Origin of the sequence: Cognatishimia activa (assembly GCF_001458335.1) — a bacterium.
In the GTDB taxonomy this organism is placed as follows: domain Bacteria; phylum Pseudomonadota; class Alphaproteobacteria; order Rhodobacterales; family Rhodobacteraceae; genus Cognatishimia; species Cognatishimia activa.
This window is the reverse complement of record NZ_CYTO01000004.1, coordinates 282,055-299,818: the sequence shown is the minus strand read 5'-3', so window position 1 is coordinate 299,818 and position 17,764 is coordinate 282,055. Positions and strand designations below refer to the sequence as shown.

The 17,764-nt window shown below is 54.0% G+C and carries 18 protein-coding genes, 1 tRNA gene and 1 riboswitch; of the genes, 4 read left to right on the top strand and 15 right to left on the bottom strand.

Annotated features, from left to right (window positions below):
- Positions 1–190: 190 nt before the first annotated feature.
- Genes TA5113_RS02580 through petA form a run of 3 tightly spaced genes read right to left on the bottom strand, consistent with a single transcriptional unit; the run spans position 191 to position 2,910 of the window.
- Positions 191–982 (bottom strand): cytochrome c1, encoded by a 792-nt coding sequence (locus TA5113_RS02580; protein ID WP_058313657.1) that lies wholly within the window; start codon positions 980–982, stop codon positions 191–193.
- Between the two features lie 12 nt (positions 983–994).
- Positions 995–2,341 carry a cytochrome b gene (petB, locus tag TA5113_RS02575; protein WP_058313656.1) on the bottom strand — a complete coding sequence of 449 codons (1,347 nt, stop codon included), beginning with the start codon at positions 2,339–2,341 and terminating at the stop codon, positions 995–997.
- A gap of 11 nt (positions 2,342–2,352) precedes the next feature.
- Complete coding sequence (gene petA, locus TA5113_RS02570; RefSeq protein WP_058316597.1) at positions 2,353–2,910, bottom strand: ubiquinol-cytochrome c reductase iron-sulfur subunit; 558 nt, start codon at positions 2,908–2,910, stop codon at positions 2,353–2,355.
- A 219-nt stretch (positions 2,911–3,129) separates the two neighbouring features.
- Here petA and TA5113_RS02565 point away from each other — a divergent pair, with 219 nt between their 5' ends.
- Positions 3,130–3,774, top strand: a complete 645-nt coding sequence (locus TA5113_RS02565) for an outer membrane beta-barrel protein (protein ID WP_058313789.1) — start codon at positions 3,130–3,132, stop codon at positions 3,772–3,774.
- Positions 3,775–3,807: 33 nt separating this feature from the next.
- Here TA5113_RS02565 and TA5113_RS02560 read toward each other — a convergent pair whose 3' ends face one another.
- Positions 3,808–4,419 carry a glutathione S-transferase gene (locus TA5113_RS02560; protein WP_058313654.1) on the bottom strand — a complete coding sequence of 204 codons (612 nt, stop codon included), beginning with the start codon at positions 4,417–4,419 and terminating at the stop codon, positions 3,808–3,810.
- 74 nt (positions 4,420–4,493) lie between these two features.
- Positions 4,494–4,652, top strand: a riboswitch (FMN riboswitch).
- Between the two features lie 79 nt (positions 4,653–4,731).
- Here TA5113_RS02560 and TA5113_RS02555 point away from each other — a divergent pair.
- The gene (locus TA5113_RS02555; protein ID WP_058313653.1) at positions 4,732–5,172 is read left to right on the top strand and encodes a 6,7-dimethyl-8-ribityllumazine synthase; all 441 of its coding nucleotides are present in this window, start codon (positions 4,732–4,734) and stop codon (positions 5,170–5,172) included.
- A 78-nt stretch (positions 5,173–5,250) separates the two neighbouring features.
- Here the strand turns inward: TA5113_RS02555 and TA5113_RS02550 are convergent, their stop codons facing one another.
- The 3 genes from TA5113_RS02550 to dapF are packed head-to-tail and all read right to left on the bottom strand — an operon-like array spanning position 5,251 to position 7,975.
- Positions 5,251–5,877 carry a glutathione S-transferase gene (locus tag TA5113_RS02550; protein WP_058313652.1) on the bottom strand — a complete coding sequence of 209 codons (627 nt, stop codon included), beginning with the start codon at positions 5,875–5,877 and terminating at the stop codon, positions 5,251–5,253.
- Positions 5,874–7,145, bottom strand: coding sequence for a tRNA (N(6)-L-threonylcarbamoyladenosine(37)-C(2))-methylthiotransferase MtaB (gene mtaB, locus TA5113_RS02545; protein ID WP_058313651.1), 1,272 nt, complete (start codon positions 7,143–7,145; stop codon positions 5,874–5,876). Before mtaB ends, TA5113_RS02550 begins: the two co-directional genes overlap by 4 nt.
- Positions 7,142–7,975, bottom strand: a complete 834-nt coding sequence (gene dapF, locus TA5113_RS02540; RefSeq protein WP_058316596.1) for a diaminopimelate epimerase — start codon at positions 7,973–7,975, stop codon at positions 7,142–7,144. The genes mtaB and dapF overlap by 4 nt, the downstream gene beginning before the upstream one ends.
- Before the next feature lie 115 nt (positions 7,976–8,090).
- Here dapF and TA5113_RS02535 point away from each other — a divergent pair.
- Both TA5113_RS02535 and TA5113_RS02530 read left to right on the top strand, forming a co-directional pair.
- Positions 8,091–8,166: transfer RNA gene (locus tag TA5113_RS02535), tRNA-Lys, on the top strand.
- A 158-nt stretch (positions 8,167–8,324) separates the two neighbouring features.
- Positions 8,325–8,654, top strand: a complete 330-nt coding sequence (locus TA5113_RS02530) for a DUF2322 family protein (protein ID WP_058313649.1) — start codon at positions 8,325–8,327, stop codon at positions 8,652–8,654.
- Positions 8,655–8,722: 68 nt separating this feature from the next.
- Here the strand turns inward: TA5113_RS02530 and TA5113_RS02525 are convergent, their stop codons facing one another.
- The 8 genes from TA5113_RS02525 to TA5113_RS02490 are packed head-to-tail and all read right to left on the bottom strand — an operon-like array spanning position 8,723 to position 17,699.
- Positions 8,723–10,630, bottom strand: coding sequence for a beta-galactosidase (locus TA5113_RS02525; protein ID WP_058313648.1), 1,908 nt, complete (start codon positions 10,628–10,630; stop codon positions 8,723–8,725).
- A gap of 2 nt (positions 10,631–10,632) precedes the next feature.
- Positions 10,633–11,484, bottom strand: coding sequence for an SMP-30/gluconolactonase/LRE family protein (locus TA5113_RS02520; RefSeq protein ID WP_058313647.1), 852 nt, complete (start codon positions 11,482–11,484; stop codon positions 10,633–10,635).
- On the bottom strand, positions 11,481–12,089 hold the full coding sequence (locus tag TA5113_RS02515) for a 2-dehydro-3-deoxy-6-phosphogalactonate aldolase (RefSeq protein WP_058313646.1): 609 nt from the start codon (positions 12,087–12,089) through the stop codon (positions 11,481–11,483). The genes TA5113_RS02520 and TA5113_RS02515 overlap by 4 nt, the downstream gene beginning before the upstream one ends.
- Entirely contained in the window at positions 12,089–13,012 is a 924-nt protein-coding gene (locus TA5113_RS02510; RefSeq protein ID WP_058313645.1) for a 2-dehydro-3-deoxygalactonokinase, read from the bottom strand. The genes TA5113_RS02515 and TA5113_RS02510 overlap by 1 nt, the downstream gene beginning before the upstream one ends.
- On the bottom strand, positions 13,009–13,782 hold the full coding sequence (locus TA5113_RS02505) for an SDR family NAD(P)-dependent oxidoreductase (RefSeq protein WP_058313644.1): 774 nt from the start codon (positions 13,780–13,782) through the stop codon (positions 13,009–13,011). Before TA5113_RS02505 ends, TA5113_RS02510 begins: the two co-directional genes overlap by 4 nt.
- Positions 13,779–15,863, bottom strand: a complete 2,085-nt coding sequence (locus TA5113_RS02500; RefSeq protein WP_058313643.1) for an alpha-galactosidase — start codon at positions 15,861–15,863, stop codon at positions 13,779–13,781. Before TA5113_RS02500 ends, TA5113_RS02505 begins: the two co-directional genes overlap by 4 nt.
- Positions 15,860–16,708, bottom strand: coding sequence for a carbohydrate ABC transporter permease (locus TA5113_RS02495; RefSeq protein WP_058313642.1), 849 nt, complete (start codon positions 16,706–16,708; stop codon positions 15,860–15,862). The genes TA5113_RS02500 and TA5113_RS02495 overlap by 4 nt, the downstream gene beginning before the upstream one ends.
- A gap of 1 nt (position 16,709) precedes the next feature.
- Complete coding sequence (locus TA5113_RS02490) at positions 16,710–17,699, bottom strand: carbohydrate ABC transporter permease (RefSeq protein WP_058313641.1); 990 nt, start codon at positions 17,697–17,699, stop codon at positions 16,710–16,712.
- Between the last annotated feature and the right edge of the window lie 65 nt (positions 17,700–17,764).

Sequence of the window (17,764 nt, the reverse complement as noted above, 5' to 3'; positions counted from 1 at the left end):
GACAAAGTTTCAAGACCCCGCCTCAACGGGTTGGGGCCTTGTGATTTTGATAACCCCACAGGCCCATTCACCTTTGCGAAAATACTCCGGGGTGAGGCCGTCAGGCCGAGGGGCAGCGCCCCTCACGATGTACACACAAAAAAAAGCCCCGCCAACTGGCGGGGCTTTCTCTATTTAGAACTCAAAATACTCAGACGTATTTCTTACCTTTGTGAGGTGCCCAAAGCTTTTTGTTGGTCATATAGAGCAACACCGTCAGGATGAAGAGAATGAACACACCGGTAAAGCCCGCTTGTTTGCGCGCCATCATCTTAGGTTCAGCTGTCCACATCAGGAACGCTGACACGTCTTCTGCCATGTGGTGCAAGTCATTTGCGTGGCCATCATCAAAATCGACAAGACCATCCTCAAGCGGTGGACCCATAGAAATCCAGCCACCTGGGAAGGCAGTATTTTCATAAAGCGTTGTACCAGCTTGTGTCTTTTCCTTACCGGTATAACCGCTCAGAAGCGACGTGATGTATTCAGGGCCACCCATACCTTTGAAAAGCTGGTTCAGACCAGTACCCTGTGGACCGTGGAAACCCGCACGTGCCTTGGCCATCAAAGATAGGTCAGGCGCATTTTCAAGAGCGGAACCTGGAAAGAAATCCGCAGGCTTTGCTGGACGGGTATCGTCCAGCTCTGCATCAAACACTTCAAAGTTCTCTGCAGCGTAGGCACGGACCTGCGCCTCAGAGAAATGAGGACCACCTTCGTCAGAAAGCGTACGGAACGGCACATATTGCAGACCGTGACACGCCGCGCAGACCTCGGTGTAAACCTTCAGACCACGCTGAAGCTGGTTCTCGTCAAATTTGCCAAATGGCCCTTCAAACGAGAAGTCAACGTCATTGACGTGCCCCGCACCGCCGGCGGCCATTGCGCCACCAGCTGTGAGTGAAAGGGCAGCGACCGCGGATAGGGTTAGTTTCTTAAGCATATCCCTGTCCCCTTATTCAGCTGGCTGCGCGCTGGAGTCAGCGTCGTCAGCGGGCTTTTTGACATAGTGGTCATTGAAGTCGTCTTCGATTGTCGCCGGTGGCGTTTCTGGTGTTTCAAACACACCTAGCAGCGGCAGGATCACCAAGAAGTAGGCGAACCAATAGGTCGAACCGATCAACGAGATGGTGGAGTATGGCGGCTCCGCAGGCATCGCGCCCGCCCACATCAGAACAAAGAAGTCCAAAATCAGAAGACGGAAGAACCATTTAAACATCGGACGGAAACGACCGGACCGTACAGTGGACGTATCCAACCAAGGCGTCAGCGCCATAACAGCAATCGCGCCAAACATCGCCAGAACCCCAAAGAACTTGGCGTCGATGATGCCACCAGTGATCCAGCTTGCGAACATGACAACCCAAACGTCGCCAGTGAAGGCACGCAGGATCGCGTAGAACGGCAAGAAGTACCATTCGGGAACAATGTGTGCTGGTGTCGCCAGTGGGTTTGCTTCGATGTAGTTATCTGGGTGACCCAAATAGTTTGGCATAAAGCCCACAATCGCGAAGAAGATGACCAGAACAACGCCCAGCGCGAACAGGTCCTTGATCACAAAGTAAGGCCAGAATGGCAGAGTGTCTTTCTCTGCTTCTTCCTTAGAGCCTTTACGTACATCAACACCGGTCGGGTTGTTGTTGCCAGTGTGGTGGAATGCCCAGATGTGAAGGATCACGAGACCTGCAATCACGAATGGCAGCAAGTAGTGCAAAGAGAAGAAGCGGTTCAGGGTAGCGTTATCAACCGCTGGTCCACCCAGCAGGAAGGTCTGCAGAGCGTCACCAACAAATGGGATCGCGCCAAACAGGCCGGTAATAACAGTCGCGCCCCAGAAGGACATCTGACCCCAAGGCAGAACGTAGCCCATAAAGCCGGTTGCCATCATCAGAAGGTAGATCAGCATACCGATGATCCATGTGATCTCTCGTGGCGCCTTGTAGGAGCCGTAGAAAAGACCTCGGAACATGTGAATGTAAACGGCCGCGAAGAACAGCGATGCGCCATTCATGTGCAGATAACGGATCATATGACCGCCATTCACATCGCGCATGATGTGCTCGACGGAGGCGAAGGCCAGATCGACATGCGGCGTGTAATGCATCACCAGAACGATACCGGTGACGATTTGCAGCGCCAGGCAGAAAGCCAGAACGATGCCCCAAATCCACCACCAGTTCAGGTTTTTGGGAGTTGGGATCATCAGTGTGTCATAAACGAGACCGACAATCGGCAAACGGCTGTGAATCCATTTCTCCGCGCCAGTCTTTGGCTCGTAATGATCGTGAGGAATACCAGACATCTTCGCGCTCCTTATCCGAGTACCAGTTCGGTGCCTTCAAAGCGGGCGACCGGAACAGGAAGGTTTTCAGGAGCCGGACCTTTGCGGACCCGACCGGATGTGTCGTAGTGGGAGCCGTGGCAAGGGCAGAACCAACCGCCGAAATCACCCGCGTCTCCAAGTGGAACACAGCCAAGGTGCGTACAAACGCCGATCATCACCAGCCATTCGCCAGCGTCATCCATCGCGCGGTTTTCATCCGCGGCATCGGTGCCAGGCTTGTTGGCGTTCTGGGATTCAGCATCGATTGTCAGCTCTTCCAAGCTCACGGACCGCGCGTCATCGATTTCCGCCTGTGTACGGCGGCGAATGAACACCGGCTTACCAAGCCATTTCACGGTGAGCTGTGTGCCGGGCTCAACCCCGGATACATCGACCCGGATCGAGGCCAAGGCTTTCACATCTGCGGATGGGTTCATTTGGTTGACCAAAGGCCAAACCGCTGCACCAGCGGTCACCGCGCCGGCCCCTGCCGTCGCGTAGTAGAGGAAATCCCTCCGGGTGCCTTCGTCATTGTCTACGTGGGCCACAAGGTTACTCCGATATTAGGGCTTTCCAAAGAAAGCCGCTGGGGTTGGGCGCAATTGGACGCACCTGCCTGCGCAGATTGTTAGCGAAGCGGCGTGCTCACGTCTAGCTTTCCAGCAAAAGATCGTGACAAGAGCGTTGAAGTGTCGCGCTTGAGGAGTATGTTGAGCAAGTGTATCAGCGATCGAGAGACGCGTATTTTCGACGAAGGAACGTTCACCATGGCTCATTTAGGCGTAAAGGCAGCATTTTCTGCGGTGATTCTCGCCACTCCTGCCGCCGCAGAGATGGAAGTGAGCTTCTATCTCGGCTCTCAATCATCCCCGCACAGCACAATCGAAAGCCCATTCGGCAATCAGACCGTGAAATGGGAAGGCAAATCATTTGAAGCGCCTGTCTATTACGGCCTGCGCGCAATTTATTGGCGTGAAAGCGGTTGGGGCTATGGTGTCGAACTCACGCACGCTAAGGCCTATGCATCTGACGCTGATCTCGCGTCCCTGGGACTCAATAGCTTAGAGTTCACCGACGGCCACAACATTATAACCGCGAACATTCACCGCCGTTGGGAAGACCAGTGGTGGAATGGGCGCCTGACACCATTCGTGACAGCAGGTATTGGTGTGGCTGTGCCCCATGTGGACGTGGAGCCCGGTGTTGGCGACGCCACATTCGGATATCAATATACCGGCCCGGCCGCGCGTCTGGGAGCAGGAATTTCCTTAGACCTCTCAGATCGCATCGCAACCTACGCAGAATACCAGATCACCTATTCTGACAACAAAGCAGATTTGGACAGCGGCGGAACGCTAGAAACTTCGCTCATTACCAACGCTTTGAACTTCGGTCTGACTTACAAGTTCTAATCAAAAAGCCCCGCCAAACAGCGGGGCTTTTCTTTAGGCGGGATCAAACGGTTCCGTCTTTTTCATTGCCTCTCGAGATTGAAACTCAGCATACCAACCGGCAAGCGCTTCATTTTCTGCGCGCCAACCCAAATCATCTAACCTGAAATCCAAATATCCCAGCGCACATCCTACCGCGATGTGGCCCATATGAATGGGACCATTCAAATGGCTCATCCAAGTCTCGTTCAACGCGGCAACCCCATTCAATACTTTGCTTTTTTGAGCGTTAAACCATGCTTCAGACTGAATACTTTCGTCGCGAAATCGTTTCTCGTAAACCATCGAAAGCGCGGAATCCAAAATTCCATCGGCAGTGGCCTCGATGGTGAGAACATCCCATATCGAACCATCCGGGTAGAACTGTCCTCCACTACGCGCATCCAAAAAGCGGCAGATCACGCGGCTGTCATACAGCGCAGGATCTGAGTCGCGCAGCAGGCAAGGAATTTTGCCCAGCGGATTGGCCGCTTGCACGCCTTCATCCACGGCAACCGGCGATGTTTTCACGTTGAGTAACTCGACGTCTCCCATTTGGTTGCTTTCATATAACAACGCTTTGACCTTGCGGCTGTACGGGGACGCTGGTGCGGTGATCAATTTCATGGGTGTTTTGTACTCTTCTCATCATAAAATGTCGGGTTTCATGTTGCACCCCGACAAAGAGATTGGCAATGTGCGCGCGTTCTCAGGGCGGGGTGAAATTCCCCACCGGCGGTATGTGGCGAGCCGAGACATCGGTTGCACCACGAGCCCGCGAGCGGCCCACAATGTGGGTGTCAGCAGATCTGGTGAGAGGCCAGAGCCGACGGTTAAAGTCCGGATGGAAGAGAATGAAGGGTCTGTGTGCTGCGATAGCGCGCGGAGCCTTTGTGATCGCCTTGGGTGACGTGTCTGTTACCGAAAGGAGTTCGATCCATGACACACACCCGATTTGCTTTCATTAAAGCGCAATGGCACGCGGATATTGTAGACCGTGCCTTGGAAGGATTTTGCGAGGTCATCCCCGCAGAGCAAGTGGACGTTTTCGACGTCCCTGGTGCGTTTGAGATGCCATTGCTCGCCAAAGATCTGGCCGCGTCTGGTCGTTACGGCGCCGTGGCCTGTGCTGCATTTGTGGTCGACGGGGGAATCTACCGTCACGACTTTGTCGCGCAGGCAGTCGTTGATGGTCTTATGCGTGCGGGCTTGGACACCGGTGTACCGGTTTTGTCGGTTTCTTTGACGCCGCACCAGTACCAAGAAACCGAACATCACAACGCCATCTACCGCACGCATTTCGTCGAGAAAGGGCGTGAGGCAGCACGAGGAGCTTTAGGGGTTCTAAAAACCAAAGCTGCACTTGTAGACGCGGCTTGATTTAAGGGGCTCTGCCCCTCTGGGTGAAACCTTTGGTTTCACCCCCACCCCGGGATATTTTCGACCAAAAAGAAAACGCTATTCTGGGAGAAAGATGGGCGCATCGCCCGACACCCATTTATCGTATTTCTGCATGATGCTCTTGAAGCGATCAGAGGCCAAGAAGCCTTCGAGCCAGCGTGACAAGCTTGGCCAATCCTCCGCGTCAAACCGCGCTTTGTCGATAAAGGCGAACTGACGCACGAAGGGAAGGATGGCCATATCGGCCAGCGTCGGGGACGGCCCAAATAGAAAGGGCTGCATGAGTTGCGCATCTAACTTTTGCAAAAAGACATTGGCATTGATGCGTTCTTCTTCGGGATCCGCATCTTTGTAGCGGTTTGCGTATTTTGTGCGATCCAGCGCTTTCTTAAATGGCCCATCCGCTTCTTTGATTAGGTCATTGCCTTCATCCGGCATGTTTAGCCAGCCTTCGGGATCACTGCGCTCCAGCGCCCAGACCATAATGTCGAGCGATTCATCGATCACCCGATCATCAACTTTAAGACACGGCACCGTGCCGCTAGGGCTTGTTTGAAGAAACGCCGGAGCTTTGTCGCGCAGGACAATTTCCCGCAACTCGACTTTTTGCCCCGAGGCAGCAATCGCAAGACGCGCGCGCATTGCATAGGGGCAGCGGCGGAAACTGTAGAGAAGAGGCGTCATGCGACGAGCTGGCCGGCCTCATGGCCGCGAATCTTTGCGCTGAGAACTGCACCCTCAGTTTGGGGCTGATCAAAACGCACTTCCGTAAACTGTTCTGTCCGGCCCATATGTGGGTTTTCCATCAAAACGCTGTGGGTTTTGCCAAGCTGGGCATCCAAGTGTTTGGTTACTTGCGCATCGCCCGCTGCGCGCAACTGTGCCGCGCGTGTTTTGATCACCGGGCCCGGAACTTGCTTTGGAATACGCGCCGCCGGAGTGCCTTCTCGTTTCGAGTATGGGAAGACATGCAACCAGGTCAGATCGCAATCTTCGACCAGTTTTAGGCTGTTTTCAAAATGCGCATCGGTTTCGGTCGGGAAACCGGCGATGATATCGGCTCCAAAGGTCATATCAGGCCGCAGCTTTTTTGCCTCTTCGCAAAAACGGATTGCATCGTCGCGCAGATGGCGACGTGCCATACGTTTTAGGATCATGTCGTCCCCATGCTGCAACGACAGGTGAAGATGCGGCATAAGACGTGGCTCGGTCGCGATGGCCATCATCAGGTTCTCATCGACCTCAATTGAGTCAATCGAACTGATCCGAAGCCGCTGCAAGTCCGGCACCAGCTTTAGAATCCGCATCACCAGATCGCCAAGCTTCGGCATAGCGGGCAGGTCAGCACCCCAAGAGGTCAAATCAACGCCTGTGAGCACCACTTCGTTAAAACCTTTGTCGACCAGCCGCTTGATCTGATCAACAACAACGCCTGCCGGCACGGATCGCGAGTTTCCCCGGCCGTAGGGAATGATGCAAAAGGTACAGCGGTGATCGCAGCCATTCTGAACCTGCACATAGGCGCGGCTGCGCGTGCCAAAGCCATCGATGAGGTGACCGGCGGTCTCTGTGACAGACATAATGTCGTCCACCTGGACCTTTTCGGTCTCACCAATAAACGGGCTACCCAGATCTTCGGCCATGCCCTGCCAGGTTTTGGGCTGCATCTTCTCGGTATTGCCGATGACCCGGTCGACCTCGTCCATCGCGGCAAAGGTTTCCGGCTCTGTTTGAGCGGCGCAGCCAGTGACGATGATGGTACTTTCAGGGTTCTCCCGACGCAGCTTGCGGATCTCTTGGCGCGCCTTACGCACCGCTTCCGCCGTTACAGCACAGGTATTCACCACAACCGCATTGGAAAGCCCCGCCTCTTCGCTGAGCTCTTTCATGGCTTCCGTTTCATAGGCGTTCAAACGGCAGCCAAGCGTGGTGAACTTGGGTGGCTGGGTCACTTGACGGAATCCACGAAATCTAAAGTGAATGTTCCAGAAAACACATGCATGGTCGCACCGGTCATCCAGACGCCATCTTCGGCCCAATCGATATGCAGCGTGCCACCATCCAGATCGATTTGAACCTGACGACCGGTTAGCCCACGCCGTGCAGCCGCGACAGCGGTTGCGCAAGACGAAGAGCCAGAGGCTAGCGTAACGCCCACACCGCGCTCCCAGACCCGCATGCGCAGGTGGTTCTCTCCCACAAGAGAAGCAAACTCCACATTCGTTCGTTCGGGGTAAAGCGGGTGATGTTCAAGCTTTGAGCCAAGACCTTCCAGATCAACCGCCTCGACGTCCTCCACAAAAAACGTGCAATGGGGGTTGCCCATACCAGTCGCCGTCGGCGCACCCTCGATCGGCAACTCCAGCGTATCCATTTCCCGCGCCAATGGGATCTCGTCCCAATTTAGCTGCGGATGGCCCATATTGACCGAAACAAGCCCATTGCCAGATTCACGCGCATAGAGCGTGCCACGGGCCGTTGTGAGCGTCAGCGCCTCCGCTCCGCACTCATCGAGCAATTTACGGCCAATGCAGCGTGTCGCATTGCCACAAGCTGCCGAAGTTGATCCGTCTGCATTATAAAAGACCAAATGCGCGTCAGCATTGGTTGCGGCTTCAATAACCGCCAACTGGTCAAAGCCGACACCAAAATGTCGATCTGCAATCGCCTTGATCAACGACTCAGAAAGACCCGACTCGCGATCACGCGCGTCGATCACCACGAAATCATTGCCGAGTCCGTGCATTTTTTCGAAATTTATCGTATGTCTTTCTTGTGTCATGGGCGGGCATATAACGTCGAAATTTCGGTAATTCCAGTCGGCTGCATTTTTTGTGCGTTTTTGGGTTGACCCTATTGGCGGTTATTCTTAGAAGCCCCCTCACGCAAAGCGAAGTGGGCCGTTAGCTCAGTTGGTAGAGCAACTGACTTTTAATCAGTGGGTCATAGGTTCGAATCCTATACGGCTCACCACTTTGTTTCTAAGGCCCGGGCAGAAATGCCCGGGCTTTTGCGTTCTTGGCCTCAATTTTACAATTTATATCAATAAAACCATGATTTTCGCCCACTTGATGGGATTCCAGCCATCAAACTGTTAAATGCGATTCTGACCTGCATTTAAGGAATACACGATGATTCAGCCAACCGCTTCATTCAAAGAAAACCTCGCACTTTTGCCTTCGATTGAAGGACTCGCGCGCATCGATCTGATCGACTCAGAAGGGGCAACGGTTGCTTTCATCGAAAACAAGCCGGGCAAGCAAGGGTCTTTGGCGGTGTACCAATATCTTCAGGCAACTTTTGGGGCTCTTGATTCGAAAGCCGCAGCCCATGGCGTAGAGGTGTTCGCCGAGCATACTGAGGACGCCAAGAACCGTCCCGGCGCGCATCCAAACATCGATCTTTTGTTTGAGATCATTGGCGGTCGCGAACCGCTCGAAATCAGACTTAAAAACGCTTGATTTCGCGTTACGTGTATCTCCCCAGCGTTGGCCGGGGAGACGCGTTCTTTCATAGAACAGATTTGAGACTATTCGCTACGCTCTTCACGGATCACAGAGGCAGCTTCAAGGCGACGTCCATCATATTCAGTCTCTGATGCACCATAATTGAACCAGAAACGCTCTGTCGCAGTGTCACGCACACGTACGCCATCTTTCAGGTCCAACACGTCCAAGCCTTGCCCCTCTGCGATCGGCGCAAGCACGCGCCTCAGCGCGGTTTGATTAAGCCACGCGGCGACATAGGTGACATCCCCATTGGAAACGACAGCTGCTTCCCCGTCCTTTGAACGAAGTACCACGTCCACACTGCCCTCGAGCAATTCGCGATACCCAGTTACAGCACCGCCGCCCGCGATTGGTTCCGGCATATCAGGACGCAAGGACTCAACCCGCGAAACGATCACATCAAGACCTTCAATGGCGGGAGGAAGTGGGGTTGGAATGACCATATCGCCATCCCTTGCACCGGTGCGCGGCCCAAGCATGACATGTCCATTCGCCTTTGTTAGAGCCTGTTTTAGGCTTTCGTCCATATGCATCAGGCCCGGCGCAACGATAAGCTTGTACCCATCAAAATCACGCGTCTCTGGTCGTAGGATATCAATGGACAGCCCCATCTTGCGCAGCGCTTTGTATGTTTCAAAGAACAAGCTGAAATAGCTGAGGCCTTGCCCGTGCGGCTGAACCGCCCAAGCGAATTCCGCATCATAGTCAAAGATCATAGCGACAGGCGCTTGATAAGGCGCGACGTCCGGTGCGTTCGCAATCTCATCACGCACTTGCTTGGCTTCCGCCATAGCTGGCGCATCGGCGCTGTCCGGCCGCAAGAGACCCGCATGCATCTGTTCTTGTGCCATCGGGGCTTGCCGCCAACGGAAGTAGCAAACCGCCTCTGCTCCATGCGCAAAAGCCTCCCACGACCAAAGGCGCACCATCCCCGGCAAGGGTGCAGGGTTGTAGGGTGCCCAGTTCACGGGTCCCGGCTGCTGCTCCATCACCCACCAACGGCCTTTTCCGACGGCGCGGTACAGATCGTGGTGCAAGGCCTGGAAATCCGGATCCCCTTGGCGCGCATAGACGCGCTGCTCAGACACATCAGCACCGACTCGGTCCTCTAGGAAACCCAGCGGGTAGCTATCCCAAGTCGCGATCTCCAGATCATCACCGACTTTGTAGTGATCGAAATCTGTCACCCGCCCCATATAGTTGTGGGAGAGTGGCGCTTTTGAGTGTTTTCGGATGATGTCCGTTTGAATGCGATTGAACCGCACCACCTGATCCGAACTAAACCGGCGAAAATTCAGAGAATGGGCTGGATTAGGCTCTGTTACGGTCAGGTTAGGCAGGCCGATTTGGTCAAAATCATTGTACTCCATCGACCAGAACACATTGCCCCATGCTTCGTTCAAAGCATCGATGGTTTTGTACTTGTCTTTCAACCAAAACCGGAAGGCTTTGAGTGCCGCATCGCTGTAGGAAATTGTCGTGTCATGACAGCCATACTCATTGTCAGTCTGCCAAGCGGCCACATGCGGGTTCGCCCCGTATCGCTCGGCAAAAAGCTCTACAATCCGTGCAGCCTCTGCCTGATAGCCCTCATGGCTAAAGCAATAATGCCGTCGAGATCCAAAGCCGCGCTGTTTCCCATCAACATCCACTGCAAACATGTCCGGATGCTTGTCGGCCACCCATCGTGGCGGTGTCGCCGTCGGAGTTCCGAGAACGACTTTCAAACCTGCCGTACCTAGCACTTCAATGGCGTCGTCCAGCCATTCCCACTGGAAATCACCGGGTGTTGGCTCAATGCGGCTCCATGCAAATTCGCCAATGCGCACCCAAGTGAGACCCGCCTCGACCATGCGCCGCGCGTCTTCCGCCCATAGGGCTTTGTCCCAGTGCTCTGGGTAATAACAAGTACCAGTTGTTCGTTTCATCTTTAGTCCAAAATTACAGCGTGTTCCGCCTGACCACGCACATCAGGCAAATCAATTGCGAAGGTCTTGCCTTCGTTTTCTCCCTCAAGGCCAACGGCCGCAGAGGTTGCAAAAAGCGTCGAGAGGTTTTCGCCCCCAAAAGCCGGGCAACTAACCTGTTCGGCAACCAGACGAACCTCGCGCAAAAAATTCCCTTGCGGATCATAGCACGCAACGCGGTGTGCGCCCCATTGTGCGCTCCAGAGGTTTCCATCGGCGTCGACCACAGCGCCATCTGGGTTGAGGCCCTCATCGGTCAGATCAATGAAAACTTCGGCGCTGCCTACTGGCCAGCCGTCAGTTTGATCAAGTGCGACCTTCAATATGCGTTTCGTCGCGGTATCCGTGTAGTAGGCAACGGACTTATCAGGTGCAAAACAGATGGCATTTGTGATGCTGACGTCACCAACGATTTTACGTATTTCGCCTTTATAGAGTCTATATAGGGCTCCCGCACCGTTCTCTGCGCTTTTTCCCATCGTGCCAATCCAGAAACCGCCAAAGGGATCTGCGCGGCCATCGTTGGACCGGGTTACGGTGTTGTCGGCTTCCAGCGAATGCAGCAATTCGCTGTCACCGGTTGCGATGTCGAAACGGAACAAGCCGGTTTCTGACGCAATTAACAGCGTTGATTCATCTACCCAGCCCGCAGCCGATACATGTTCGTCAAACTGCCAAGATTTCGCTTTACCGTTCTCACGGGTCAGCAATTTGTGGCCCAAGATATCAAACCAGAACAGCTGATTGCGCAAAGGGTGCCACAAGGCACCCTCCCCTAACGCACAAACGCGGTCGTCATAGATATATGCGCTCATGTGCCCATCGCTGAGTCATAGGCAGCGACAATTGCATCCGCCTTCGCGCGCACGTCTGCTGCGCTTAGCCCTGGCTTATAAATCGCAGACCCGATACCAAAGCCAGCCGCACCGGCAGCGGCCCATTCTGCAAAATTGTCCGGTCCCGCACCGCCGACTGCATAAACCGGCACATCCGAAGGCAAAACAGCTTTCATCGCTTTCAAACCCTTTGGGCCAACCATGTCACCTGGGAAAATCTTGAGGCCATCTGCGCCCGCGCGCAGCGCTGCAAAACACTCTGTCGGGGTCATCACACCGGGCCAAGATTGCATACCCAGCGCCTTTGACTTCTCGATCACCGCAATGTTGCAGTCAGGGGACACAACGAGCTCGCCGCCGACATCCTTCAGACGCTGTACATTATCAGTGGTCAACACAGTGCCAGCGCCAATCAGAGCATTTGAACCAAACGCCTTGGCAATCGCGCCGATGCTTTCAAACGGGTCTGGTGAATTCAGGGGTACCTCAATCCGATCGATGCCCGCTTCAATGATTTGTTCGCAAATGCCCAGCACTTCGTTTGGCTTCACGCCTCGCAGGATCGCAATTATTTCACGGCTCATTAGATGGTTTCCTTAACCTGTTCAAAAGCGGCTTTGAGGCCAGCAAGTGTCATGTCTTCAGCAGAATAGGACTTGGCTAGGCAACCCTGCGCCTTCAGGCCGTCTTGATAGATCTCGCAAAGAGCTGGTGCGCCGATCAATGCAATATCCATGCCAAGCCAATAAGGGCGTGATCCGGCCAACTCTAGTCCAACCAAATACCCAGACAGAGAGGATTTGGCATGCGTTAGAGACTGATCTGAGACCAAATGCGCTGCTCTTATTCCAAAGAGCTTGGCAGCAATACTCTGCGGACGCGACATTGCATCTGACACAGCATTCAAGAAGACGGACTGATCAAAGTCTTCGGTCTCAACCGAATGACGCAAGACAGATTCTTTGGAAAGCAGCGCAAAAAGCTCGCCAGTCATGAAAGTCTGAAAGCTAACGATTTCTTCTGCACTGACACGAACCCATTTCGTATGCGTGCCTGGTAGGCAAACAACACCGTCAAACTTTGGGTTTTGCGCCAAGAAGCCAGCGATCTGCGTTTCTTCGCCACGCATCACGTCATCAGGTCCGACCTGCTGCACGCCCGGAAGGATCCAAGTCGCAATCCTTGCATCTTTGGATTGAACACGCGTTGCCAATTCGCCGCTCGGGGCGTTGCAAGGCACCGAAACATAGCGCGCCTCAGCCCATCCTTGACGAGACCCAACCATCCCGCAGCACATGACTGGTGTCACTTTATTGGCTGGCAGATCACTACCGATGAGATCAAGCAGCGCGGGCTCAAACTCCTCTCGCGACAATTGTGCCATGCCGCGATCTGATTGCCGCTTTGCTAGGATTGCGCCATCTTCGTCCAGCAAGCTAACGCGAAGGTTGCTGGTGCCCCAGTCGACGGCAACGAATACCAATTTATCTCGCACAGCTTCGCTCATCCTGTCACCACGACGCCGCCATCTACGACCATGGCCTGCCCGGTCATCATTTTACTGGTGTCAGACGCAAGGAACAGCGTCGCACCGACCACGTCTTGCGGATCCAACGTGTCTTGAAGACATTGCCGTTTCATATGTTCTTCCAAAGCCTCTGGTGTGACCCACATTTCTTTCTGTTTGTCGGTCAAAACCCAACCTGGCGCCAATGCATTCACCCGGATTCTATCGGCACCAAACTCACGCGCGAGACTACGAGTCATCCCGTTGATGCCGGAATTGGCGGTGGTGTAAGCCGGGTAGCCGGTGTTGCCCATCATGTAGGAGATAGACGTGAAATTGATGATTGCTCCACCCCCAACACTCTTCATACCAGCAATCGCATGTTGGCATGCAAAGAAGTAGGCCTTGAGGTTGATCGACTGCGACCAGTCCCAAAATTCTTCGTCGACGTCCAAAGTATCATGGCGCTTGTCATTGGCGGCATTGTTGACCAGTGCTGTGATTGTACCATGCGCTTCGGCACACTTATCCATAGCAGCCTTGAGGGCCTCAATGTCGGTAATGTCACATTGGATGAAGAGTGGCCGCACACCGTGCTTGGCTTCCATTTCATCACAGAACGCAGTGGCATCAGAACGACCAACAAAACCGACCTTTGCGCCTTGCGCCATGAATCCATCAGTCAGAAACGCGCCGATGCCCGCGCCTCCACCTGTGATAAAGACTGACTTGCCGCTCAAATCATGAAACGTTGCCATTGGTTCGGTCATAGACGTGTTCCTTCCAACACCCATAGTCGATCAGGGAAGCTCCAGGGCAGGTTGATGCCATGGGCCATAAGGTAAGTGCCGCTCGCTTCCAAGGGCGCGTTCTTTAGATGAGGTGCACCGCGGGACAACCCCGGCGCGTCCTCTCGATTTATGAGATCAACGCGATAGGTGGCGTTTGGATCGAGATTTGTGAGTCGTAGGGGACGTGGCAGTGCTTGCTTTGACGTGTCTGCGAGGCCTGCGAAGACCACAAAACGATCGCCGTTTTGCGCATGTTGTTGCTCTGCGATGACCACTGGATCCGAACTATCAAGGCGCAGAATATCCGCGTGCCGCATCCAGTCACGGTTGTCTTTCCACCAACTTGTGACGTGCTTAAGCACCTCAGCTTCGCCGTCGGTCAACTCGCGCGGATCCATTTCAAAACCCATATGACGCTGAGCTGCGACCCAAGCGCGGAAGCGAATGTCATAAACCCGCCCAGACGTGTGGCACTCGCGCGGGCCAACATGGCTGCCGGTGACCGCATTCGGCAGAAACAGAGCCGCATTGTGTTGGATTTTCAGGCGCTCATGTGCGTCATTAGAATCTGAGAGCCAAACCCTCTGCGTCCGCTCCAATATGCCGAAGTCAATGCGACCTCCGCCCGACGCACAGCTTTCGATTTCCACTTCTGGAAAAGCGCTCCGCAAACGGTCGATAAGCGCGTATGCGCCTCGGGTTTGCGCGGCATCAGGATGGGGCAGTACGCGGTTGTGATCCCATTTGACGTAATCGACATCGTGATCGCGCAAAACCGCACTGATGCAGTCAAAAAGATAGGTCTGCACCTCTGGCAAAGCCATGTTCAGCACCAGCTGCTGGCGGCCGCGAATTTGATCCGCTTTACCAAGCACCCAATCAGGGTGCGCGCGGTAGGTATCAGAGTCCTCGTTGATCATCTCGGGTTCAAACCAGATACCAAAACGCATCCCGACCGATTGAACATGGTCAATCAGCGGTGTCAGGCCTTCAGGATACTTGCGTGGGTCAATCTGCCAATCCGCCAGAGACGTTGTGTCGTCGTCACGCTTGCCAAACCAACCATCATCGAGAACAAAACGTTCGGCGCCAAGGGCAGCGGCACGGTTCGCGATGTCTTTGAGTTCGTCCAAAGAATGATCAAAATAAACCGCTTCCCAGCAATTGTAGTGAACCGGCCGCGGCGCGTCTGGTTTAGACCAGGTCACCACATGATCGCGTAAATGACGTTGGAATGCGGTTGCACACCCGTTCAAACCCGTGTCCGAGAATGTCGCGAACAATGTGGCAGTTTCAAACCGAGTTTGCGCTGCACGCTCTGACGCGCTTGCATGGCCAAATTGAATTTGACGTCGCCCATCAGGCAATTCTTCAGCCACCATGCGGTGACCACCAGACCATCCGTAATGGAAAGCATAGGCTTGGCCAGAGGTGTTGGATGCACCGGAACAAGCAACAATCGCGCCGGGGAAATGTTCATGACCGGTCCGACCGGTCCGATTTTCGCGCAGGCGAAGACCGGCAGACCAAGGCGTATGGTTCATTTGAAATTCGCCAATCCAGCGCCCCGTGAAATCGATGATCTCTTCAGATTGCTGAGAGGCCGGAAAAACCGGAGCCGCGAGCCAGTCCAAATGAACCGGCTGTTCCGCTTCAATCCTAGCGCGCGCTTCAATCATGTGTGTCTGCGGATGCATGGCAAATTCCGCGACATAGCGAACTTCAGCTACTGCGTCTTTAAAATGCAGAGACAGTGCATTGGGCGATTCTTCTGCTTTAACGAACAAGAAGTTTGTCGTCAGAAGCGCTCCCGTTTCATCGCGCAGCCTCAGACCAACTTGGCCGGGAAAAGTGCGCGCTTCTTCAGGACAGATCGAAAGCTCTGGATTTGCATCCATCATGCCACCGGTCACGTCTAGAATATGCGACTTATATAGCGTTGTGAGATCCTCATTGTCCGGTAGCCGTGGGCCCCAATAGATCACCTCTGCAAGGTGATCTTTATGGGACCCTAGCACCAGCGTTTGACGAGGGTCATCAAGACGCCAGCATCGGATCATTTCACGGCTCCGAGCGTCAGGCCCGCAATGAAGTGGCGCTGCATCAGGAAGAACATGACAACCGGGGGCAAGGCCGCCAGTAGTGAAGCCGCAGATACGAGGTGCCAGTTGTTCACGAACTGGCCGTTCAGCGCACGCACGCCTGCAGTAATCGGTTTCGCACTTTCACCTTGGGTCAAAACGTTTGCCCAGAAGAAGTCGTTCCAAACAAAAGTAAAGATTAGAACCGCAAGTGCCGCAATCGCTGGGCGCATCAAAGGAATGACCACGTACCAGAAGATCTTCGGCTCAGACACGCCCTCAATCCGAGCGCTTTCGATCAGATCGAATGGAAGCGCCTTAATGAAGTTCCGCATGAACAGAGTGCAGAAGCCCGTTTGGAAAGCTGCGTGGAAGAAAACCTGGCCTTGGATCGTGTCATAGAGCCCCACCTGCACAGACATGTCGCGAACCGGCACCATTAGAATCTGGTAAGGCACGAAGTTGCCTGCCACGAACAGGAAGAACAACGGCAGCGCCCACTTGAAGCGATAGATCGCCAACGCATAACCCGCCAGACAAGCCAAGGCCACCGAGATCACCACCGATGGGATCGTGATCATAAAGGAGTTCATCAGGTACATCGCAGCCTGAGAGCGTTCAAAAACGGCGATGTAGTTCTCGACCAGCGCGAATTCAGAGGGCCAACCGAATACGTTACCGGAGTTGATATCTTCGGCGGAACGCACGGAGGTCATGAAGATGGCGACCATCGGCAAGAGCCAGATAAACAGAGCCACAGGAACAAAGGCTTGGTAGCCGGTGCGCACCGTGGCGCTTGAGTTTTCAATCGGTTTCGGGAACATCTTAGTGCGCTCCTTTTTCGTCTTGGTACATCCGCCATAGGAAATAGCTGATGTAGACAAGCATGATCAGGAAGAGGACCGTCGCGATGGCAGAGCCATAGCCGTAGCGTTCACCATATTCCGAGATCGCAGTTTCAAACATGTAGTAAGCCAGCACATTGGTAGATCCGAACGGTCCGCCCTGTGTCATGATTGCAATCATGTCAAAGGAACGCAGCGCGCCGATCACGGTGACAACGACGGCAATGAAAGTTGCTGGGCGCAGCTGTGGGAGCACCACATACCAAAGCATTTTCCAGCCTTTTGCGCCGTCTAAACGACCCGCTTCGATTTGGTCAGCAGCGACGTTGTTCAAACCCGTGAGGTAGAGGATCATGCAATAAGCAATCTGTGGCCACAAACCAGCGGCGATAATGCCATAGGTCGCGAATTCTGGGCTCGACAAAATGTCCGGCGCAGCACGGGAACACTTGAACGTCGCATTCCCCAGAATGTTGACGGTTTCCTCGCAATAAAGCGCTTTCCAGATGGTACCCACTACGCCGAAATCCGGGTTGTAAAACCAGCCAAAGATCAGACCAACAACCACTTGTGAAATCACAAATGGGAAGAAGAAGAGGGATTTATAAAGCCGCATTCCCGGCGTTTTTTGGTTCAAAAACAGCGCGATAAACAATCCTGCCGGCACCGCCAGCATGTAAAGCACCAACCAAAGGACGTTGTTTTTGAGCGAGATCCAGAACTTTGGGTCATCCCAAAGCTTCACATAGTTCTCAAACCCAACCCATGATGCGGTAGAGGTACCATCGGCACGGTACAAGCCATTCCATTCATAGAACGACAGCCAGATCGATTCAAAGATCGGCACAACCACATAGATGGCAAAGTAAAGCAATGCCGGAGCCAAAAAGAGCCAAGGGGCAATGTTCAGCTTGTTCTTAGCCAGCCAGCTGGTTTTTTGTGTCCCAGCGCGTGTTTCGGTAAAAGCCATGCGCGATCTCCCAACAAACATCGCGTGAAACAAAATACGGCGGGCGCATCAATGGACGCCCGCCG

What these genes read in the sequence shown, in the direction of transcription:
- TA5113_RS02515 (WP_058313646.1), bottom strand. Translation starts at nt 12,089, where the DNA reads ATGAGCCGTGAAATAATTGCGATCCTGCGAGGCGTGAAGCCAAACGAA.
- TA5113_RS02525 (WP_058313648.1), bottom strand. Translation starts at nt 10,630, where the DNA reads ATGAAACGAACAACTGGTACTTGTTATTACCCAGAGCACTGGGACAAA.
- TA5113_RS02495 (WP_058313642.1), bottom strand. Translation starts at nt 16,708, where the DNA reads ATGTTCCCGAAACCGATTGAAAACTCAAGCGCCACGGTGCGCACCGGC.
- TA5113_RS02565 (WP_058313789.1), top strand. Translation starts at nt 3,130, where the DNA reads ATGGCTCATTTAGGCGTAAAGGCAGCATTTTCTGCGGTGATTCTCGCC.
- TA5113_RS02520 (WP_058313647.1), bottom strand. Translation starts at nt 11,484, where the DNA reads ATGAGCGCATATATCTATGACGACCGCGTTTGTGCGTTAGGGGAGGGT.
- TA5113_RS02500 (WP_058313643.1), bottom strand. Translation starts at nt 15,863, where the DNA reads ATGATCCGATGCTGGCGTCTTGATGACCCTCGTCAAACGCTGGTGCTA.
- TA5113_RS02560 (WP_058313654.1), bottom strand. Translation starts at nt 4,419, where the DNA reads ATGAAATTGATCACCGCACCAGCGTCCCCGTACAGCCGCAAGGTCAAA.
- TA5113_RS02580 (WP_058313657.1), bottom strand. Translation starts at nt 982, where the DNA reads ATGCTTAAGAAACTAACCCTATCCGCGGTCGCTGCCCTTTCACTCACA.
- TA5113_RS02530 (WP_058313649.1), top strand. Translation starts at nt 8,325, where the DNA reads ATGATTCAGCCAACCGCTTCATTCAAAGAAAACCTCGCACTTTTGCCT.
- dapF (WP_058316596.1), bottom strand. Translation starts at nt 7,975, where the DNA reads ATGACACAAGAAAGACATACGATAAATTTCGAAAAAATGCACGGACTC.
- TA5113_RS02510 (WP_058313645.1), bottom strand. Translation starts at nt 13,012, where the DNA reads ATGAGCGAAGCTGTGCGAGATAAATTGGTATTCGTTGCCGTCGACTGG.
- TA5113_RS02550 (WP_058313652.1), bottom strand. Translation starts at nt 5,877, where the DNA reads ATGACGCCTCTTCTCTACAGTTTCCGCCGCTGCCCCTATGCAATGCGC.
- TA5113_RS02505 (WP_058313644.1), bottom strand. Translation starts at nt 13,782, where the DNA reads ATGACCGAACCAATGGCAACGTTTCATGATTTGAGCGGCAAGTCAGTC.
- TA5113_RS02555 (WP_058313653.1), top strand. Translation starts at nt 4,732, where the DNA reads ATGACACACACCCGATTTGCTTTCATTAAAGCGCAATGGCACGCGGAT.
- petB (WP_058313656.1), bottom strand. Translation starts at nt 2,341, where the DNA reads ATGTCTGGTATTCCTCACGATCATTACGAGCCAAAGACTGGCGCGGAG.
- TA5113_RS02490 (WP_058313641.1), bottom strand. Translation starts at nt 17,699, where the DNA reads ATGGCTTTTACCGAAACACGCGCTGGGACACAAAAAACCAGCTGGCTG.